Origin of the sequence: Lysinibacillus sp. NPDC058147, assembly GCF_042884205.1 — a bacterium.
In the GTDB taxonomy this organism is placed as follows: Bacteria; Bacillota; Bacilli; order Bacillales_A; family Planococcaceae; genus Lysinibacillus.
This window is the reverse complement of the sequence record NZ_JBHVUJ010000002.1, coordinates 254,006-275,679: the sequence shown is the minus strand read 5'-3', so window position 1 is coordinate 275,679 and position 21,674 is coordinate 254,006. Positions and strand designations below refer to the sequence as shown.

Below are 21,674 nucleotides of genomic sequence, written 5' to 3'. Positions count from 1 at the left end.
TAAAATACAGTAAAAAATTGCAGGCCATCCAAAACAGTTTTGGGGTTCAGTACAACTTTGTTCAAAATGAGATTAATTTTTAGCATTAAAATCAATTAAAGTATAGCTTTTTTGATCTATTTTTTTATTAAACTAACAAAAATACTTGCAACGCCCATCGTAGTACTGTACAGTACTAATTATGACGAGAGGAAAATTAATGAATCAAAAACGTGTAATTGAAGTAGCTGCAACATTATTTTTAGAAAAAGGATTTGCTTATACAAGCATGGATGAATTAGTTCGTGTAAGCAAAGTTTCAAAGTCTAATGTGTATTATCACTTCTCTAACAAGGAAGAATTGTTGGAAGGGGTCGTTGATTATTGGATTGAAATGTATCAATCTGCAATTGATGGCTTACTATCTCAAAACCAATTATTAGTTGAAGATCGTATCCAACTGTTTTTAAAGCAATTATCACAAGGAGTTCAGTCGAGAGAATATAAGGGGAGCTGTCCATTTATTACGCTTTATATTCAAAGCCCTACAAATGCCACAAAAGTAAAAGAAAAAATAGGTCTTTTTTTTGCAGGATTACAAACGAAAGTTTCTTTATTACTTAAACAAGGGGTAGAGAATGGTGAATTTAGAAAGACAATTAATATTGACGAGGTTGCATCTCTTTTTATTACAAATCTTGAAGGAGCGCTATTTATTTCAGAAACACTGAAGGATGCAACTGTAATCATGAAAACAGCAGATCATTTTTTAAACTTGCTTCGATAAAAGAAGCATTTTTTTTACATCAAATTAGTACTAAACAGTACTAAAAGGAGGATTTATATGAGAACAGTATTTTTAACTGGTGGAACAGGTTTTATTGGAAAGCAATTAGTGAAGGAATTAGCCAAAGAGAATGTTACAATTCTTCTATTAGTGAGATCGAAAAGTAAAGCAACACGCATTTATCAAGAAAGAGGTATCTTAAAAGAGGCAGTTATGCACTTTATTGAAGGTGATTTGACGAAAATAGACTTAGGTCTAAGTGCTGAAGATAAGGAGTGGGTATTGAAAACGGATGTGATTATTCACGCAGGAGGCCCCATGGATATTCAAGCGACAAGCAAAGAGGCAGCTTCCGTATTTTTGAATGGTGCCCAACATATTAGTGAAATCGCTAAAAATATTCATCAATTGAAGGGATTGCAACAATTTATTCATGTTGTAGGCTATATGAGTCCCTTTGATGATAAAAATAGCAAGATTGCGATAGATGTGTTTAAAGAAGGAAATAATTTTTTGAAAATAAAAAATCCATATGAGAGAACAAAGTTTTTAGCAGATCTTTATATCCGTCAGCAGGCATCAACAGTAGGTTATCCGCTTTCAGTAATTAATCCACCAACTGTAGTTGGTAGTAGTAAAACAGGGAGTACGGAGCAAACAGGAGGCTTAGGCTTGCTTGTGATGAGTATGCGAAAAGGTCTCATGCCAGTGATTCCTGGAGGAAAGGAATATAGATTACCACTTATTGCAAACGATGAACTAGCAAAGTTTATTGTGCAGGTTTTCAGATTGGAGCAACCAACTATACAAACATATACACTTGTTGAAGATAAACAACATGATCAGAATATTTCAGAATTATTAGATGCTATGTCAGAAAGTATGAATATGACTGCACCTAAAATATCTGCCCCATTGCCATTTATGAAAGTACTTATGAATAGTGGCGTAAGCAAAATAACCCAAATTCCTGCTGATGGGCTAAACTTTATTACAAATCGAACTTTTTCAAATGGTTCAGCGAAAAAGATTATGGGAGAAGATTGGTTTAAGGAGACAAATGTAATGAAATTTTTCCCAGCCGTAATAGCTGATCTGGATTATCGCATGATGTATCAAAATTGCCAGCACAGTCATTTATTTAAACGAACATTATGTAATAATACTACCATTTACCAAACTCAAGGAGAGGGTAAACCGTTTATTTTATTACATGGTTTATTAAGTGATGGAGAGGATTTATTTCCTTTAGGGAAAGAGCTTCATGAAAAAACGGGTCGACCTGTATGGATCATGGACCTTCCAGGTTTGGGACGTTCTCCTTTTAAACGAGAGAAAAATCTTTTAAATATCTATTTGAATGTATTGAAAAAGTTATTGGAGAAAGCTACTAATGGTGCCCATCTAATTGGCCATTCATTTGGTGCGTATATTCTTTTGGAAGCATTAGTACAAAAGCACATAGATAAGAAGTATACAATTACTTTACTTCAGCCACCTGTTGCTAAAAAAAATGCTAAATCGATAACTGTTCCTCAATTTATGAACAAATGGACATTGAAATTGGCAACTACTAATTTGATAGAGCGTTATTTATTAAGTAATGGTTTATTTGAAAGTACAGAGAGCATCCCTGAACATTATATTGAAAAAATAAGTAAAAGTTTTACTTCTCCTAGAATTTTAAATACTACGGTTCAGCTTAACAGTTTACTATTGAAAAACGTTCAAGGTGATTTCAATGAAGTAACAAAGTATAATCTTCGCATTATTTGGGGGGAATATGACAGAGGCTATTCTGATCCTTCGCATCTTGGTAAGGTTGATTTTGTTCCATATGGTCATCATTTTCCTCTTAACCATCCGAGTGAAACGGCTAATTTGGTAATAAAAAATAGTAGTACTAGCAGATGAGATTGTGGGATAAATAAAAAGTGGGTATGAACAAAGTATTGCTTTTTATGCATGGTATGTAATTAAATGGACTGTGGGGATTGAATAAATTTGTATAGCAAATAAAATATAAGATAATCAGTTATGAAAGATACAGAGAGGTTGTTTTGATGGAAAGTGATCTTCAAGTTATTCGCTGTTAGAAAAAATGGACGCTTATAAGTACTCTTATCAAGTGAAATGGCAATAAGCCAATTATAAATAGGGCTACCTTATTTTTATTGAACTTTCTTTAATAAAAATAAGGTAGCCCTTTTCTTATGTGACTATAAGGTTGCATTCCCGCAATACGTTAAGTGAAAATAAACAAGTTTGTGAAAGAATACACTTATTATTTGGGAATATCGAAACGGTGTTGAGGGAGGTTAGTTGAAGAAGCTTTATTAGTTTTTGTTTATGTAATTAAAAGGATAACAGAGGTTGGATGTAGAAATAGTTAACAGGTTATAAAATAAGGAGGTTCATAATGAACAAATTCAGTTTGTTTGGGAAGTTTACAATACAAGAGGGCGAACGTGACACAATGGTAGATATTTTGTTGGAAGCAGCAGAATCAATGGAGAATCTTGAAGAATGCGAGATATATCTCGTAAATGTTTCTGAAAATGAACCAAATTGTGTTTATGTTTATGAGGTGTGGAGTAATGAAAATGCCCATAAAGCTTCTCTAACACTTGAATCTACACAAACATTAATAAAGCGTGCAAAACCAATCATTACTGGAATGGAGAGAATAAGCACCCTAAAAACAAGGGGTGGTAAGTGCACTTTATCGAATTTTTATTAAGCTAAACGAAAGCAAGAAATGAAGATCGACTTCAACTCTTTGTTCAATTAATGACTTTTTTGGCCTCTTTACAGTTATGAAAATATCAAGGTAACTAATGTAAATGGTTACAGGAAGAATTAATTTAATGAGTTATAAAAATACTTTTATTAAAATTCAAAGGATTCGGGAGTTAATTCGGCTATTACACCACTCCCTAATAAAGTTTTATAAAATCATCTCTTCAGATATCCTTTGAGATGATTTTTTTATTGGACATTTATGTTAAAACTGATGTTTATCTTGTGAATAATTTCTTCCAATCCTTCCACCGTATGGTCCACTTTATCAAACAAACTTAACAATTGACCAAATGATTGCTATTCAACGCTATCATAAAATTGGCGTCAAGAATTTAAATAAATGGAGATTACCGGTGAAGGGAGAATAATTGGGGATTTGTGGTATTATATAGTAAGCGAAGAAACAGAATAAAATTTTCCAACGAGCTTCGCAAACAATTGAAATTACCAATAGGGGGTCCTGCCGACAAAATTTAGAAGGATAAATCAGTTCCTACTTTTATAGAATAGGCTGAAATGGTATTTACTTAGGTTATAGTAACAGCTAGGTTTTAATAGCTGAGAATTAAAAGGAGAGATTTCATTATTTATGTTTAAAAATTTTTTTGGAAAGTGCTTAGTAACTTTTTTTATTTTACTTTTACTTATTCCTGTTTTTACAAATCAAAAGGCTACAGCTAATTCACTACCTCAAAATGAAATGCGGGCAGCCTGGATTGCAACAGTAACTAATATTGATATGAAGGCAGGTATGAGTAAAACCCAATATACTCAATGGGTTCAAAGTACCTTAGACAAATTAAAAGCTGATAACTTTAATACAGTTATTTTTCAAGTTAAGCCATTAAATGATGCACTGTACCCGTCTAAGCTTGCTCCATGGTCATCGTATATAACAGGCAAGACACAAGGGACCAATCCAAGTTTTGATCCATTGCAAATAATGCTGGACGAAGCACATAAGCGAGGATTAGAACTTCATGCTTGGGTAAACCCATATAGGGTCACTATGCCTTCGCAATCTTTGTCTAATCTTGCTGCCGATAATGTAGCCCGTAAAAATTCCAATTGGGTAGTGAAATACGGTAAACAATACTACTTAGATCCTGGTTTGCCGGAAGTTCAAAATTACTTATTATCAACCATAGAAGAATTAGTAAGCAACTATGATATCGACGCTGTACATATGGATGATTACTTCTATCCTTATAAAATAAAAGGAGAGACTTTTCAAGATCAACAAACTTTTAAAAAATATGGTGGCTCATTCAAAAATATTGAAGACTGGCGCAGAAATAATGTTAATCAATTAGTAAAAAAGGTTTATGCAAGCATTAAGGCAATTAAACCTCATGTTCAATATGGAATATCTCCGTTTGGAATTTGGCGAAACAAAGGGAAAGATTCTACTGGTAGTAACACGAATGGAATGAGTAACTACGATGATCTTTATGCTGATACAAGACAGTGGATTAAAGATGGAAGTATCGATTATATTGCGCCTCAAATCTATTGGTCCAGAAATCATAAAGCAGCAAATTACTCTGTTTTATTAGATTGGTGGGGAAGAGAAGTTCAAACATACGCAAAAGTCCACCCTATTAATCTATATATTGGCATGGCCAATCATAAAGTTGGAAATGATTCTGATACTGCATGGAATAATAAGACGGAACTTTTCAGCCAAGTAATCGCCAACAGAGCAAATAAAAATGCTCAAGGGCAAATGCATTTTTCTCTAAGAAGTATTAACAATAACGCTCTTGGATATGCTTCTTATCTAAATCAGCAACTATACAATTATAAAGCTTTAACACCTACAATTTCTTGGAAAGGCTCTGCAATACCTTTATGTCCAACTGATGTTAAATTGAGTAAAGAGTCTTTCGGCATGAAGCTTACTATTACAGATGAAAATAGTACTCAACCAAGGAAATATGTAATATACCGATTTGATGGAACAAAAGAAGGATCATATGAAGACGTTAAAAATATAGTAGACGTGGTTTATAACACACAAGGTAATACTGTTTATGTAGATACTATTGCAAATAATAGTAAAGTATACACATATGGTATAAAGTCTATATCTGCTACAGGTGTGGAAAGTAAAACTGCTTTTGTTCTAAAAGACGGAAATCCTTACCAGTAGCAAAAGAGCCAACACCTGAAGGGCCAGAGCAACCAGAAAAACCTGTAGATTCAAAGCCTGTTGGTAGAAAATAATCGATCTTTTTTATAAAAAACAATCTTAAATTTGAGGGATAAGAATCCATTTTGATCAATCTTTTTACAAAATGGATTCTTTTTATTTATCGTAAAATGCTGGCTTGGTGAAGATTTTTTGAACAAACTTTATTTTAAAGCAACATTTTAATGAATTTTTATTAAAAGACTACACTTAATTTTATATGAGTGTCTGCAAGTTCTAGTCCATATACAGATGTTGTACGTGGACAAGAACTTCTAGACACTCAAAGTGCTAGATAAGGTCGCCGTTTACAAATGGCCTTTATTGACTTCAGGATGAGTTTGGAACGGTTTCTGTAACCTTATTCCCGCAAGTTTTTCATCTTGTTCAAGAGCTTTTACTAGAAGATGAATTGCTTTACATTGAGAGAACGCTTGAAAAGCGCTTTGGTAGACCTCAAGTGAAAATAAAATATGCACAAACGACGAAAAGAATATGAAATTGAAGGGAGTTTTAGAAACTGCATAAATTTTTATGCAGTTTTTTCTTTACTTTCAAATAATTATTTTGTAAGATAAAGCCAACTTCAAAAGTGGCCAGACCACTTTTGAATTCATTCAGTAAGAGACGCCATCATCTGAAGGTGGTGGATTTTGTTTCTTTTTAGTAGGTATCCAAACACCTATTGAATGAAGATACTGAATGAAGATAAAGCCTTTGGATGCATTGTTTATCTGCGCGAAAGGAAAGCGACAGCAATAATTATTCCAAGGCGAATAGATTGACCGAGGAGTTGATCGTATGGATAAAAAAACCGAACAAAAGAAAGTGTTTTTAGATATCGTCCAACAATTACGACAACTTATTAAAATAGAAAAAATACAGGCTGGTGAAAAGCTACCTTCCGAAAGAGTCCTTTCAGAACGTCTAGGTGTCGGGCGATCCTCTGTGAGAGAGGCATTGCGAAGTTTAGAGTTATTAGGTCTTATTGAAACGAGACATGGGGAAGGTACGTTTCTAGCTTCTACAAAAGCATCAGCTCGTAGAAATATTGTCGATGTTTTTATTAGAAGATGAAAAATCAAAAAGGATGTCGAATTAACGCGACAAATTCATGAAAAGGAAGCCATTCGCGTTATAAGTTGTACAGAGACTCTGCGAACACTACCAGTGTGGGGCAGTTTTTTTGTAAAGCTAGAGATAGAAAGTACGATTAAATTTCGGGATGTTTTACGAGAAATAATCATCACGTCAGGAAATCGTCTTTCACTAAAAGTCTGGTTTCAGTTAGCAGTTTATGCCGGTGACCGTTTAAATCGAAACTCAACAGAAGAAGAAAAATTAATCATTCAAACTATGTTGAAATCGATGCAGCTTGGCTATGAAAAAGAAGCATTAAAAGCTTACGAACAGTGGATGAATGCTGAACAAGGCATTTAGACAACAAAGGGGGAGTAAAACATGGTAATACGTAGCTTATTTAGTAAAAAGAAAGGGGACGGACAGGAAAAGGGATTTCCAGAAGGACTTATGACAAAATGTCCAGAATGCCGTCACATTCAGTTAACAAAGGAATTAGAAAAAAATCATAAAGTGTGTACAAAATGCGACCATCATTTCAAAATGACTGCACAGGAGCGCGTAGCATATCTCTTAGATGAAGGTTCATTTGTTTCAATGGATGATCATTTACAAACAAGTAATCCACTTAATTTCCCTGATTATGTAGAAAAAATTTCAGTGGCTAAACAACAAACGGGATTAAGCGAAGCTGTACTGACTGGGTTAGGTACTCTTGATGGAGAAGAAATTGTTGTAGCCATTATGGATTCTCATTTCCGTATGGGCTCAATGGGCTCCGTTGTAGGAGAAAAAATCACACGTGCCGTTGAAAAAGCTATTGAATTACGTGTACCGGTTATTATTTTTACTGCTAGTGGTGGAGCGCGCATGCAAGAAGGTATTCTATCATTAATGCAAATGGTAAAAACGAGTGTGGCATTAAAACGTCATAGTGAAGAAGGACTATTATTTATTTCGATCATGACGCATCCTACATACGGTGGCGTTTCAGCAAGCTTTGCCTCTGTTGGAGATATTAATATTGCTGAACCACAAGCATTGATTGGCTTTGCTGGTCGCCGTGTCATTGAAGAAACATTAAGAGAAAAATTACCAAATAATTTCCAAAAGTCAGAGTTTTTACTAGAGCATGGTCAGCTTGATGCAGTTTTCCATCGGAAGGATTTACGAAATCAAGTAGTAATGCTTGTAAAAATGCATACAAAAGGCGGTGTGCAACATGTCTAAAAATTTACCTTTTGAAGAACCAGTAGTACAATTACGAGAAAAAATTGATGAATTAAAAACGATTGCTACAGAGGCAGATGTAGATATGACAAGCGAAATCGAAAAGCTTGAAACACGTCTAACACAGCTAGAACAATCTATTTATGCCAATATGAAGCCATGGGATCGTGTACAGGTTGCTAGACATCCAGAACGACCAACTACTTTACAATATATAGAAGCTATGTGTGAAAACTTTATTGAGTTACATGGAGATCGTACATTTGGTGATGATGCAGCTATTCTTGGAGGAATTGCTCTCTTTGAAGGACAGCCCGTAACAATTGTTGGACATCAACGCGGAAAATCAACTAAAGAAAATATTCGACGAAATTTTGGTATGCCACACCCTGAAGGATATCGTAAGGCATTACGCTTAATGAAGCAAGCTGAGAAATTTAAGCGCCCAATTATTTGTTTTATTGATACAAAAGGAGCCTATCCGGGTAAGGCAGCTGAGGAACGCGGCCCAAGTGAAGCCATTGCTAGAACTCTCTCTGAAATGGCGATTCTAACAGTACCAGTTATTAGTATTGTTATTGGGGAAGGCGGAAGTGGGGGTGCCATTGCATTAGGGGTAGCTAATCGCGTCTTTATGTTAAAGAACTCAACGTATTCGGTTATCTCGCCTGAAGGGGCTGCATCGATCTTATGGCGAGATGGTAGCCTAGGGAAGCAAGCTGCAGAAGCAATGCGTATAACAGCACCTGACTTAAAAGAGCTCGACGTTATTGATGGAATAATCCCTGAAATAACTGGTGGAGCACAACGCAATGTTGCGAAGCAAGCATCTTATATAAAAGAATGTATAAGCGTCACACTAAAAGCATTGAATTCTCTAAATGGCGAACAATTAATTGAAGATCGCTATGAGAAATTCAGAAAGATTGGACAATATACAGAAGTTTAAATTCATTTTTAGGTTTTTGGACATGTGAATTTGTTCGTAAAGAGATAAAAATTGTTTCTTAAATAAATTAATATCCTAATGATGGAAGAAAAAAGAGTTGTAGTTTGTAAAAAGATTGATCATTTATAATAAAGTTCGATTATTTGTAATATAGTTTGATAAAAATAACTTCGCATTTAAATAAAACCCACGTATTTTGATCAAACTTTTTTCAAAATGCGTGGGTTTCTTCTATTATAAAATCAACATTTGCAACAAACCTTTAATCAAACTTTATTCCAAACCAACAGTCGGAATGACTAACTGTGTAAACTTTGTGTCACGTTTTTTTCGAAATTACGTATAAATTCCGAAAGTGCGTACTTTGTGTCCTTTTACAGGGTAGTTGAAGTATCCAAGCCCTCCTCCCGCAAAATAATTTTAGTTTACATAATATAAATTATAGGAAGTTACGTATCAATGAAAAGTATACTAATAACAGTGAGACAAAACGTATATAAATGGACGTAAATAGCTTAATTTTATTTCAATAATAAAATAATTTTAGACTTTGATGATTTCTTGATTACTTAAATAAAAATTGTTAATCTTGTCACTCATATAGTTAAATTAAAAAGAATCCATTTTACATGCTTTTATTAAAACGGATTCTTCCCAAATAAATTTACATCTGAAATACGACTCACTTCTAGCATAAATCAATCTTGCATGTCCATTGATCACTCAAATATTTGTTATATTCCTCATTTATAAGTTTAAATTTCCATGTTTTTTAGAAAAAATCGTTATTTTCACGACATTTTACTTGAATCTGTTGGAATTCTATAATAGCCACAATATTCTTCATAACGATTGGTCTGAATAACAATATCGTTCACAACGACTTAATTTGATGACGAATTAACAGGAATTTGACTAGAATAAATAGTAAATCTCCTTCTAACTTTTGGTTCAATTTAAAGAGTCGGAACATTAAGAAAATACAAATGATATTATGGGGTGTTTTCTACTGTTTTCTCATTTGTAATTCCATCATTTTTAGCAGTTACATTCCTTGTAAACGAACTTACAATTAGACTTACTAAAATATTTACAGACAATGCAAGAAAACCAATGTTGATATCTTGGATGTAGGATGGCCAGCTTGGGAACAGCTTACTTAGATGAGCTCCTGTAGCTGCTTGCCAGCCTACGATCGAAACTCCTACAATAATCCCAGCAGACACACCTTGTACAGTTAATGGATTTTTCTTCATAAAGTTACTTACAACTGCTGGTACGAATTGAGTAACTAGACCATATCCCATTAAAAATAGTAATGTAATTGCTCCACCACCGCTAAAAGTAAAGTAAAGTAAAGTGCGATAAGTGCAATTACTGGGACTGAATAGCGAGCAATGATAGCAATTTGTTGATCGGTCGTTTGAGGACGAATAGGTTTTACAACATTTTTTGCAAATAGTGTTGCTGCAGACATCAAAATCAATGAGCCCGGAACAATCGCAGTTAGCAACCCTGCTGCTCCAATAAAGCCAACAATAACTGGATTAAATGTTTGCGTTGAGATTTTAAATAAGGCTAAATCAACAGCGCCTCCTTCTAATTCTGGAATTTGTAAAATTGCTGCTGCTCCAGTAAATAGAATAAATAATAAAAATAACGCATAGATAGGAAGCATAATTGCATTTTTTCTTAGGGCATTTCCACTTTTCGCTGAAAAAGTAGCAACAAATGTATGTGGCCACATATAAAACCCTAACGATGTTAACATGATTGTTGAAATGTACCATGAGGCACTAAAACCTGTGTCTGGAAGCGTTAAAAATCCTGGTTTAACAGCTTCAATTGCTTCCCACATTGGTTGTATACCGCCATAATAATGAATAGGTAAGTAGATACCAAGGAATAACACAACACCGAGAATAAGGAAATCTTTAATAACAGCTGTCCAAGCTGAACCATGAATTCCTGAAACCATAACATAAACAATCATTGCAATTGTGCCAATCCAAATTGTTAATTTCGGATCAATCGCTCCATAAGAAGCTTCAGAAACTATAATGCCAAGACCTTTTAATTGAATGACTAAATAAGGAATTAAAGCTGCTAACCCTACAATGGCTACAAGTGTGCCGAGAATTTTACTATTATATGCCTTTTCAAAAAAATCAGATTGTGATAGTAGACTATGTTTCTTTCCATAAGCCCATATTTTAGGTGTCAACCAGTAAGCAATGACATAGTTTAGCATTGCGATATTGAAAAATGCTGCACCACCTTTTCCGTACATCCAACCACTTACCCCTAAAAATGCATTAGTTGTATAAATTTCACCAGCCATTAATAAGAAGATGAAGATAGAACCAAATCCACGGCCTCCAACTGTCCATTGTTCTAGGCTCATATCTTTACCTCTACTTGCCATGATGCCTAAAAATAAAGCAATACCTAAGAAAATTGCGATGATTCCAACTGAAATTATCATATTATTCTGTCTCCTCTTTTGCAGTAGGATTTATACGATGAACGATAATCATTAAACCTGTTCCTAAAAAGATCCATAAAACCATCCAAAATAATAAAAGTGGAAGACCTAATATATATGGTTCGGCACTTTTAATAAAAGGGACTCCTAAAGGCATTCCAAAATATGCAATGAGCGAGAGTAAATAGCAGAGGCTTTTTTTTGTCATTTTTCTATCTCCTTTTTATTTATTAATTAATCGCTGAAACCCGTTATCAATAAATAGACTATTTATATCTCTTTTATCAGGAGTATAATTAACTTGTTTTTCAGAATCTAGAAAATCAATTGTATATTGTACAGTAGCAGCCACTCCTAGTTTTAATGCATCTTCATCTAAATCAAAGTAAACATTATGGTGTTCAGCCCCAATCCCTTCTTCGAGGTTTTGTATTCCAACAAATGCAAATACGCCTGGGAAGTATTTTTCATAAAACGCAAATGATTCCGATGCCATCCAAGCTGGGATAGAATGTAAAGCATCCGTACCAATTGCATGTTTCACTGCATCAATCGCAATTTGTGCACAATCTTCTTGATTGTAGACTATTAAGTCCGATTCTTTAGGCTCTGTAATAAATTCATAAGTGCAATTATGCAGGTCACAGACTTTTTCTAGAATTCTCTTAAATTCTTTTGCAGCATGGGCACCTTGGTAATAATCTAAATATCTGCTGTTCCTGAGAACTGTAAACTTTCAGGAATTATATTTGCTGCTGAACCTGAACTAATCGTTCCAATTGAATAGGTAATTGTTTTAAAAGGATCTAGATTATTCAATCTCATCGCTCTTAAATTGTTATAAAAATCGGTAAAACAGTCTAATGGAGCAACTGACAAATCTGGTCTTGAACCATGTCCACTTTTTCCTTTTATTAAGACATCAAAAACAAAAGAAGCTGCCATTCTTGGTCCTGGATCAACAGAGATTTTTCCAGTCGGAAGATCATTTTTTAAATGGATACCCCAAATTCCATCTCCTCCAATTTCGTGTAATCGTTTACAGAGATTATAAATCCCTCCGCCCATTTCTTCCCCCTGTTCAAAAGCGAGAAGCACTCTTCCTTTAATTTTGTCTTTGTGTAGTGTCAAGATTTTGGCGACACCCAAAAGCATCGCTGTATGTCCATCATGCCCACAAGTATGAGCAGCTTGATCAGACTCTGAAAATACTACTTTTTTCTTTTTTAAGTTATTTTCCTCTTCCTTCATCGGAAGTGCATCTAAGTCTGCCCTAAGAATTAATGTTTTTCCCGGTTGTTTCCCTTGAATATAACCAATAATTCCGCCATTAGGGACAATTTCATAATGAATGCCCCATTTAGTTAACTCATCTGTTACAACTCTCATTGTCCGTACTTCCTGTAATCCGATTTCAGGGTGTTTATGGAGATCTCTTCTAATCTCAATTACATAATCTTCTATTTCTTTTGCAGCTTTTAACGCATCGAGCTTAAATTCGATCGTTTTCATTATATATACTCCCTTTCTAATTGATTATTAGATTCGATATCTTGGAATTCTAAAGCGATTCTTGCAAGTGCTTCTTTTATAATTGGTCTCGGTGAAGGGATACAGATCCTTTGAAAGTCTTTACCTTCAATTCCAAACAAGTGACCATCTTCAAGTATGACATTGGCCTTTTTATAGATACGATCATGAATCTCTTGAGCTGACAGACCATAACCACTAAAGTCCATCCACAGCACGTAAGTTCCTTCAGGGATCTTAACTTTGACAGTAGGCATTTTTTCGGCTAAGAAATTTTTTACATACTTTATTGTGTCGTCGATATATTCTGTTATTTGCGCTAACCATTCCTCTCCTTCGTTATAGACAGCTATAAGTGCTGCAATTGTAAACGGTGATGGTAACTGCATTCCCATTGTGTCGCTAAAGATTTTTCTAATCTCACGGTTTGAAATAATAACATTTGTACAGTGCAGACCCGCAACATTAAATGTTTTGTTGATGGCTGTGCACGTGATGATATGATCCGTACTGTTTGCAACCTTTACAATGGGAATAAATTTTTGATTTTTTCTAATGAGATCTCCATGAATTTCATCAGCTACAATCAATACATTATTTTTCGCACAGATATCAGAAAGCGTTTTCAATTCCTCATATGTTAAAACTCTTCCAGTCGGATTGTGTGGACTGCAGAGAATGAACATTGTAGTATTTTCTTCTTTTGCTTTGGCTTCAAAATCCTCAAAATCAATTGTGTAATACCCTTCAGCGTCACATTTCAACGCATTATTTCGAACAACTCTTCCACTCCCTTCTATCGTAGCTGTGAACGGTGGATAAACAGGACGTTGAATAATGATACCTTCACCAGGTTTAGTTAAAGCTTTTATAGCTATATTCAAGGCATGTACTGTTCCAGGGCTATATACAATCTCTTCCCTTTCGATAATCCAATCATGTCTCTTTTTAAACCAATGCTGAATTGATTCAAAGTACTCATCTGGAAAAACAGAATATCCAAAAATACGATGATCAACCGTTTTATATAGCGCATCTAACAATGGTTGCGGTACGGGTAAATCCATATCTGCTGTAAATAGTGGAATGGTCTCATAGTCATATCTTTCTGTATAACCCATTGTTTTAATTAAATCTCCGCCATCCCACTTTAAGGAATAAGTATTTCTGCGATTAACTACTTCATCAAAATTATATTTCAATATTCCTCCCCCTTTTGTTGTGTCAACATTCTACTTAATCGCAATTTTCGACACGTTTAGATTAAATTTTTCTCAGTTTAACACCTTAACTGTAAAATCGTCAATATCGATTTCTGAATATTTCTAAAATTAATTAGATTCAAAATGAAAGTTAAATATAAATTTTCTATATGTTAAAATTAAATTAAGTTTGCTACCAATTGTGGGGAAGGTGATGCATTGTGGATAAAGAGAAGGTTTTTTATGAGCTAATGGAAACGATTTACGAGACATCTAGACTTATTAGTTCATATGAAAATATTCCAAGAAAATACGGGACAGAAGATGAATTGTATATGATAGAAGTTCATACACTCAACTTAATTGGAGATCAAGTAAAAACTACTACTTCTGAAATTGCAGAAATTAAAAATTGCACAAAAAGTGCTGTTTCTCAAATGGTTGATAAACTAATTAAAAAAGGTTTAGTAATTAAATATAGAAATCAGGATAATTATCGAGAATTCCATATTGAATTAACACCAAAAGGCAAAATAGTTTATGAATATCATAAAAATCTAGATCTAGAGGAATACCGGGGTCATTTGAAGAACCTTGAGCAATTTACAGCCGAAGATTTTCAAAAATATATTACAGTCTTAAGCTTAATTAATCAAAGGACACAAACCGTGCTTAATGACAAAAAATCAAAGGCGTATTAATTTTTTTGCTATTCTATACTTTGATAATAAAAGGAGTGTTTCAAAGTCTAAATTGAACTTTGAAACACTCCTTTTTTACGATATAAGCTCTTGTTCTAAACGAAGATTTCCTTCCTGGTGGCCGCTTCAAGTACCGTTAACTCTCCATTTCTTCCAATGAACTAATTATAGAAATAATTTTCTGTTGTGCATTCTCCGCTTCAGGAATTGGCATAACAACAAACACATGATTCATTTTAGGATAAACAAAGGTATTGATTTCAATTCCCTGTTCAGTTAGCTTTTCATCAAGTCTTATTGCATCTGGATATAAACATTCGTGTGTTCCAATAAAATGAGTAATCTTCCCAAGCCCTTCAAACTCACCGTAAATTGGACTAATTAATGAGTCTTTTATATCTTTATCAGCTGCCCATATCTTTGAAATGACTTCCATTCCTTCACTAGCTAGCATCGGGTCCTTTTCTTCATATTCAGGTATATGAGGATTATCAAAACTCATATCAACACATGCAGACAACAAAATAATATCTTTCGGTTGAGGTAAATGGTTCATTTTTAAAAGATGAGCAAGGCCAAGTGATATATTTCCGCCCGTAGAATCTCCCATGATGGTCAATTGATCGTAAATTTCAACAGTTTCAAGAATTTCTTTATAAAGGGTTAGGATTTTTGGATAGGTATGTTTATAGTTAAAATGAGGAACTTTAGGATAAATAGGAACAATTATTTTCGCATTCAAAGATTGCGCCATTTTATCTAAAAACCACCAGTGAAAATTTAAAGGTTGATTCGTCCAAGCACCACCATGTAAATATAAAATAACTTTTTGTTTCAGGGACTCTTGGTCATTTAATATGTAAACCTGCATGTCCTCGAATGACCGCTCCTTGACATCGCTTAAAAATTTAACATCATCCCCAATAACATAAGGCTTAACATTTTCAGTTCCCATTTGCTTTACATACTGTTTGGTGTTTTCAATACTAGAAAAACTTTTTTTATTACTTTCGGAAGTTAACAATTTTTCAAATTGAACACTTTCTTCAGAACGTTCTCCGTTATAAATTTCTAGACTCATTTCTTCTATTCTCTCCTTTAAACATTTTTATTGTTCATCTTGTTGTTTCATAACACGGTATGATTTGAAATAGCTATTTATCTCTTTATCAAAAGTCTTTAACAAGTTGGATAGAATTTCTTAATTGTACGGAGGCTTTTACTATCTATACGGCATCGTTTACAGTATAAAAGTTGAACAATACTTCAGGGTCAAAATAGTATTTTGAATTCGCTCCTTCATCTTATAAAAAAGTGAATATGGGCCACCATTTCAACTATTATAACAAATGTATTCCCTGAATTTTTCCATTCGACACCTGAAAGCCATGTTTCTTTTAGGCTGTCCTATTTCGTAAATCGAATATTTAACTAGAGCGCCCGTTACTTTAAGTACAATATTTCACTATCTTCCTTACATACTAATTTTGTTTGATTAATCAACTGTAAACTCCGCTGTCAAATGATACTTATCATAGTCCCCAGCGTTTCTAAAATCCAGTATTTCTTTCACTATACGGTATTCACCTTTGTCTAGACTTCCATAGAGCCAATCCCATTCAACTTTCCATTCCTTACCACCCGAAGAATCCAAGCTATAACCAATATCCCTAAAAGCTGGGTTCCCATCTAGGACAATTGGAACTTGATACCATTCCCCTTTGATTTTCTTTTCCAACAAAAAACGTTCACCATAGATGATTTGCTTATCGGAGTTATTTTTAAATGTCACCGTCAATCCAGTAGAAGAAACCGCTCCTTCCTTTACAATCATCGTTACTCCATCAAGGTTGTCGACAGTTCCGTATATTGTAGGTTCCCAGTCAGTTGTAAGTTCTCTTGTTTGCCCTTCTGGTTCTTTGGAACAACCGACTAATACAAAACTAATTACAGCCAATACTATAAAAATCCTTTTCAAACTATCTCCCCCTTTAATATTTAGACACAGATTTTGGAATAAAGTTTCAGCACTAAACTGGACCGTTAATTCAATAAAAAAAGAGCTGCTTATGCAACTCAATGATCTTCAAATAAATCCCCTGTTAGTTGAAGTAGACCTTTAGCTTTTTACCACAAAAGCACTTGATAATCGTTTATTTGAATTTCCATTCATATTGAATATCAGCTAAATTTTCTTCGTTTTCATGTCCTCTACCTATGATTTCAAATCCTTGTTTTTCATAAAATTGTTGTGCATTTTCATTTACTTCAAATGTGTATAATGTTAATCTCCCACTCGATTGTGCTTTTACTTTATCTAGTAATGTATGACCTATACCGATTCCCTGATAATCTAAATGAATATATAGTTGGCTTATTTCCCTTTCATTATAGGCAATCATTCCAACTACTTTTTCATCAATTAACGCTATATCTATTTGAAACTGTTCAGATAATATATGATTTAAAAAATAAACGTGACTTTCAAAGCTGTGAATTTCTTTCTGACCAATAGCCTGTTCCTTACTATCTCGCCACATAGCCACTGTTTGTTCAGCGTATTCGGGACTATACTGAGTAATTATCATTTTGTGTAGGTTCACTACAATACCTCCTCAAGTTTTGGTTACTGCTTTATAACTTGCTTTCCTGATATAAGGTAATTAAGCATTTATTAAACTTTTTGCTAGTTTCTTTCAATCTTTTAGTACATAGCCTACTTTTATTTGTAGTTGCTCTATCTCTTAATGTTCCTGTATGTAACTTACTTTCTGAATTCCCTCTATAGCTCAATTATATCAAACGAGAACATATGTTCACCACCCATAAAAATCGCATTTTTCTTGATAAATTTAAAAAAAGACATCGAGCTTTGCATTCATACTAAGTTAACTTTTCGTGTTGAAAGTATAGTGGGCACTCACCTAATCATCCCTAGCCTTTTACGAGATCCCGAGTTCCCCAGGCCTGTGCTTTACCTTCAGCTTCCTTCTGATTCCGAGTACCACAGACTCATTGCTATCGGCTAACCAGTCCTTCTTCCTTCTATCTCCCCGCTTCTGAAACTTCCACCCTATAGTTCTTACAATGCAAAAGAGACGAATATCTTCGCCTCTAATCATCTTCATAAAAGCTAACTACCCTTAAATATAAAGGTAGCCCTCGATTCGTTGTTTCAATGATACCCTAACGTCTTTTCTTTCCTACATTTATTTAAAAGTATATGACTGAAATCCTTGTATCATCATTCGACTAACGGATTCGGTTAGTTTTTCTAAAGAGCATTCAAACTTTCCTGCGAACCAGTCCTGGTATAAAGAAGCTAGTCCCCCTACAAAAAAGTGAACACGGAATAGTAACTCTTCACACTCTACATTTTGCAAGAAGATATTTGGACTGCGGTTCGAGTAACGTATAAAACGGCTGGTAAAACCGTTCTGTATAGTGCACTCGCAGTATTTATTGGATTTATGGCACTGATTTTTGCTAATTTCGAATTATACCGAGCAAGTTCAGCTGTAGGAATTGGAGTAGCTGTACTCGTACTTGTTTTAATGACCTTGAATCCATTTTTTATGGCTTTATTAGGGAAAAAGATATTCTGGCCAGTGAAAACATTTAATGGTCATCATGACAGTAAAATCTGGGGGTTTTTAGCTAATACGTCTTTTTTAAGACCATTGATTGTTTTAGCCTTTATAGCAATTTTGTGTGTTCCATTTGTCAACACTTATAGTCATTCATTAAGCTACAATGATTTGTTGGAAGTAGATGATAGCTATTCTTCTAAACAAGGAATCAATGTTATCGAGAAACACTTTCCTGCTGGCTTTTCTTCACCAGCAACCCTTGTCATACAGTCCAATGAAGCATTGGATCAAACAATATCATTACAAGTATTGGATGAAATAGCTGAACGGATTTCACGAGTAAATGGTGTATCAAAAGTTTTATCTGCCACTCGTCCAAGTGGAGAAAAAATCGCTGACTTATATATTACAAAACAAACAAAAGAATTAAATAGTGGACTAAGCGACGCTAATGAAGGTGTGGGCAAAATAAATAATGGATTGTCCTCAGCTGAGAATCAATTCGATCAAACAGATACGAATGGTGTAAAAAACGTGCAAGCACTAATTACTGGAACAAATGAAGTGAAGAACGGTGTTTCTAGATTAGGAAATGCTGTTAATCAATTGTCGAATGGTATAGGTGCAGGAGCGAGTGGCGCTCAAGAGCTAGAAAATGGTTTAACATCTGTAAAAGAGAATATGGATGCTCTATCGAGTTCGATGCCACAATTATTGAATGGCTATACGGAAATCGAAAAAGGTTTATCGTCATTTAGCACCAATTTTTCAAGCATTGCTCAAGCCATCGAAAGTGCCAAAAAAGGCTATGAGCAAATTGAAGATTCCATGACTGCACTAGTCCAGTCAAAACCAGAGTTATCTAGTGATGTAAATGTGCAAACCTCGCTTGGGATTGCTTCAGCTGGAAAGCAGCAATTGAGTGAGTTATCGGAGAAATTACAAACGCTATCCCCCCAATATGATGGCGCAATTAAATCATTTAGAGCAGCAAATGCATCACTTGCCAAAGTTAATAATGGTTTCTCACAACTACAAACTGGTGTAAATAAGCTATACCAAGGTTCATCTAGCTTAAAGCAAGGATTGCAAACAGCTGCTATCGGTTCCATCCAAATTGCAAACCAAACACCTGCCCTTGAATCAGGTTTAACGACTATTAACGAAGGACAACAGCAAATGCTTACTGGACTAACTGATTTAGCTGATAAAATGAAAACCTTACAATCTGGGTTATCAGAAAGCACGAAAGGCTTAAACGAAGTTAGCACAGGTTTAACCGATGCCCAAAATTATTTAACGGTTCTTAGTGAATCAAAGGCCTCTGAGAAATTCTATATTCCACAGGATGTTTTAGAAAGTGATGAATTCCAAAAATCTTTGAATATGTATATGTCTGAGAATAGAAAAATAGCTAAAATGAGTATTATATTAGATGTTAATCCTTATTCAAAGGAAGCAATGGCCATTGTAAAGCAAGTAGAACAAGAGGTGCAAGCAATTATCAAAAGTGGTGAGCTAAATGCGAAGGTCGCAATCGGTGGGAGAACACCTCAGAATGTGGATCTTGAAGAGATTGCTAGCGAAGACTTCACTAAAACAGCAACGATTATGCTGATTGGAATCGGCATTATTCTAATCATTATTACTCGCTCAATATTGAAACCGTTTTTTATTATAGCATCTCTAGTATTAACTTACATTACTGCACTTGGAATGAGTGAATTTTTAAGTACTAAACTATTACATGTAAATGAGCTTGGATGGAATGTACCGTTCTTTAGTTTCATTATGATTGTAGCGCTAGGTGTAGACTACAGTATCTTTTTAATGATGCGTTATAAAGAGATGGATGGTCATTCTACGCAAGCGTTTGTGGATGCTGCACGTCATATCGGTGGAGTTATTATATCTGCAGCTATCATTCTTGGCGGTACATTTGCGGCATTGATTCCTTCAGGGATCATTACACTTATAGAAGTAGCAATGACTGTTATTCTCGGTCTATTTTTACTTAGCTTTGTGATGCTACCGATTTTCATCCCAGCATTGTTAAGCGCTGTGGATCGTATTCGCCGAATAAGAATAAAACACGTGGATAAGTAAGATAAAACAAAGACTTGTAAATATTAGATAAGCGCAAGAAATCAACGTTTCTAAAATTGATTTCTTGCGCTTTTTAGGTCTTGTTAAGTGTAGTTAACAAGAGCCTTATTGTATTATACGTGTACCCGCTTTTCCTTCTAATGCAGCAACTGCTTGATCCAACGAACAAATAATTGCCTCTTTACCTAATTTCGCAAATTCAATAGCTGCTTGCATCTTTGGAAGCATACTACCTGGTGGAAATTGTCCTTCTGCAACGTATTGTTCAGCTTCTTTTATTGTAATTTGGTTTAATTTTTGTTCATTTTCTTTACCAAAATTGATATATACATTTGGTACATCTGTTAGCATCATGAAAACTTCCGCATTTACTTGTTGTGCAAGCTTTAATCCTGAACGGTCTTTATCAATTACCGCTTCAATACCATGTAATTGACCATTATCTTCACGATATACAGGTATTCCACCACCACCAGATGAAATTACAATCGTATCATCGATTAAACGTTTTATTTCGTCTATACCATGAATTACTTGTGGTTCTGGTGAAGGTACAACTCGTCTGTATCCACGCCCTGCATCTTCTAACATCGTATAGCCTTGTTTTTCTAAACTTTTCGCTTCTTCTTCCGAGAAAAATACACCGATTGGTTTAGTCGGATTTTCAAATGCATGATCCTCTTTATCAACTTCAACCATTGTTAACAATGTAACCACATTTGAATTAAGGTCTCGTTCTTTAAGATGGTTTTTTAAAGCTGTTTCCATCATATAACCAATGAAACCCTGTGATTCTGCGTTACAAACATGGATTGGTAGTGGTTCGACTACATTTTTAGCAGCTTCGTTTTGGGCAATGATATTTCCCACTTGCGGACCATTGCCGTGTGTAATGACAATTTTATGCCCCGCTTCTTTCATTTCTATCATATGACGAGTAGCAGACACTACATTTTTGAATTGATTATCATAAGTTGCTTTTTGTTGCGGCTGTAAAATTGCATTACCGCCCAATGCAATAACTACACTCTTTCCCATTTCT

16 protein-coding genes and 2 pseudogenes are annotated in these 21,674 nt (G+C 34.6%); 9 read left to right on the top strand and 9 right to left on the bottom strand.

Going from position 1 to position 21,674, the window contains the following annotated elements:
- Positions 1–199: 199 nt before the first annotated feature.
- The 7 genes and pseudogenes from ACFVT8_RS06690 to ACFVT8_RS06660 all read left to right on the top strand — a co-directional run bounded on the left by ACFVT8_RS06690 (position 200) and on the right by ACFVT8_RS06660 (position 9,018).
- Positions 200–766 carry a TetR/AcrR family transcriptional regulator gene (locus tag ACFVT8_RS06690; RefSeq protein ID WP_387082807.1) on the top strand — a complete coding sequence of 189 codons (567 nt, stop codon included), beginning with the start codon at positions 200–202 and terminating at the stop codon, positions 764–766.
- 57 nt (positions 767–823) lie between these two features.
- On the top strand, positions 824–2,680 hold the full coding sequence (locus ACFVT8_RS06685; protein WP_387082806.1) for an alpha/beta fold hydrolase: 1,857 nt from the start codon (positions 824–826) through the stop codon (positions 2,678–2,680).
- Between the two features lie 505 nt (positions 2,681–3,185).
- Positions 3,186–3,506 (top strand): putative quinol monooxygenase, encoded by a 321-nt coding sequence (locus tag ACFVT8_RS06680; protein WP_387082805.1) that lies wholly within the window; start codon positions 3,186–3,188, stop codon positions 3,504–3,506.
- Between the two features lie 651 nt (positions 3,507–4,157).
- Positions 4,158–5,720: a glycoside hydrolase family 10-like protein gene (locus ACFVT8_RS06675; RefSeq protein ID WP_387082804.1), complete on the top strand. Its 1,563-nt coding sequence runs from the start codon at positions 4,158–4,160 to the stop codon at positions 5,718–5,720.
- Positions 5,721–6,560: 840 nt separating this feature from the next.
- Positions 6,561–7,199, top strand: a pseudogene (locus ACFVT8_RS06670) (FadR/GntR family transcriptional regulator).
- A gap of 21 nt (positions 7,200–7,220) precedes the next feature.
- On the top strand, positions 7,221–8,069 hold the full coding sequence (gene accD, locus ACFVT8_RS06665; RefSeq protein ID WP_387082803.1) for an acetyl-CoA carboxylase, carboxyltransferase subunit beta: 849 nt from the start codon (positions 7,221–7,223) through the stop codon (positions 8,067–8,069).
- On the top strand, positions 8,062–9,018 hold the full coding sequence (locus ACFVT8_RS06660; protein ID WP_387082802.1) for an acetyl-CoA carboxylase carboxyltransferase subunit alpha: 957 nt from the start codon (positions 8,062–8,064) through the stop codon (positions 9,016–9,018). The genes accD and ACFVT8_RS06660 overlap by 8 nt, the downstream gene beginning before the upstream one ends.
- A 992-nt stretch (positions 9,019–10,010) precedes the next feature.
- On the opposite strand, the pseudogene ACFVT8_RS06655 reads toward ACFVT8_RS06660, so the two are convergent.
- From ACFVT8_RS06655 to ACFVT8_RS06635, 5 genes and pseudogenes are all read right to left on the bottom strand, one after another.
- Positions 10,011–11,500, bottom strand: a pseudogene (locus ACFVT8_RS06655) (sodium:solute symporter family protein).
- A gap of 4 nt (positions 11,501–11,504) precedes the next feature.
- Positions 11,505–11,711, bottom strand: coding sequence for a DUF3311 domain-containing protein (locus ACFVT8_RS06650; RefSeq protein ID WP_387082801.1), 207 nt, complete (start codon positions 11,709–11,711; stop codon positions 11,505–11,507).
- Positions 11,712–11,726: 15 nt separating this feature from the next.
- The gene (locus tag ACFVT8_RS06645) at positions 11,727–12,119 is read right to left on the bottom strand and encodes a zinc-binding metallopeptidase family protein (protein WP_387083374.1); all 393 of its coding nucleotides are present in this window, start codon (positions 12,117–12,119) and stop codon (positions 11,727–11,729) included.
- Between the two features lie 86 nt (positions 12,120–12,205).
- Positions 12,206–13,015 carry a M20 metallopeptidase family protein gene (locus ACFVT8_RS06640; RefSeq protein ID WP_387082800.1) on the bottom strand — a complete coding sequence of 270 codons (810 nt, stop codon included), beginning with the start codon at positions 13,013–13,015 and terminating at the stop codon, positions 12,206–12,208.
- Positions 13,015–14,235 carry a MalY/PatB family protein gene (locus ACFVT8_RS06635; protein WP_387082799.1) on the bottom strand — a complete coding sequence of 407 codons (1,221 nt, stop codon included), beginning with the start codon at positions 14,233–14,235 and terminating at the stop codon, positions 13,015–13,017. The genes ACFVT8_RS06640 and ACFVT8_RS06635 overlap by 1 nt, the downstream gene beginning before the upstream one ends.
- A gap of 221 nt (positions 14,236–14,456) precedes the next feature.
- On the opposite strand from ACFVT8_RS06635, the gene ACFVT8_RS06630 reads away from it, so the two are divergent.
- A complete protein-coding gene (locus ACFVT8_RS06630) occupies positions 14,457–14,936 on the top strand; it encodes a MarR family winged helix-turn-helix transcriptional regulator (RefSeq protein WP_387082798.1) in 480 nt (159 codons plus the stop codon).
- Positions 14,937–15,072: 136 nt separating this feature from the next.
- Here ACFVT8_RS06630 and ACFVT8_RS06625 read toward each other — a convergent pair whose 3' ends face one another.
- The 3 genes from ACFVT8_RS06625 to ACFVT8_RS06615 form a co-directional block, all read right to left on the bottom strand.
- Positions 15,073–16,017 carry an alpha/beta hydrolase fold domain-containing protein gene (locus ACFVT8_RS06625; RefSeq protein WP_387082797.1) on the bottom strand — a complete coding sequence of 315 codons (945 nt, stop codon included), beginning with the start codon at positions 16,015–16,017 and terminating at the stop codon, positions 15,073–15,075.
- A 414-nt stretch (positions 16,018–16,431) separates the two neighbouring features.
- A complete protein-coding gene (locus tag ACFVT8_RS06620) occupies positions 16,432–16,914 on the bottom strand; it encodes an immunoglobulin-like domain-containing protein (RefSeq protein WP_387082796.1) in 483 nt (160 codons plus the stop codon).
- Between the two features lie 175 nt (positions 16,915–17,089).
- Complete coding sequence (locus tag ACFVT8_RS06615) at positions 17,090–17,539, bottom strand: GNAT family N-acetyltransferase (protein WP_387082795.1); 450 nt, start codon at positions 17,537–17,539, stop codon at positions 17,090–17,092.
- 774 nt (positions 17,540–18,313) lie between these two features.
- Here ACFVT8_RS06615 and ACFVT8_RS06610 point away from each other — a divergent pair.
- Positions 18,314–20,632, top strand: a complete 2,319-nt coding sequence (locus ACFVT8_RS06610; RefSeq protein WP_387082794.1) for an MMPL family transporter — start codon at positions 18,314–18,316, stop codon at positions 20,630–20,632.
- Between the two features lie 105 nt (positions 20,633–20,737).
- On the opposite strand, the gene arcC is transcribed toward ACFVT8_RS06610, so the two are convergent.
- Positions 20,738–21,670 carry a carbamate kinase gene (arcC, locus tag ACFVT8_RS06605; protein ID WP_387082793.1) on the bottom strand — a complete coding sequence of 311 codons (933 nt, stop codon included), beginning with the start codon at positions 21,668–21,670 and terminating at the stop codon, positions 20,738–20,740.
- Between the last annotated feature and the right edge of the window lie 4 nt (positions 21,671–21,674).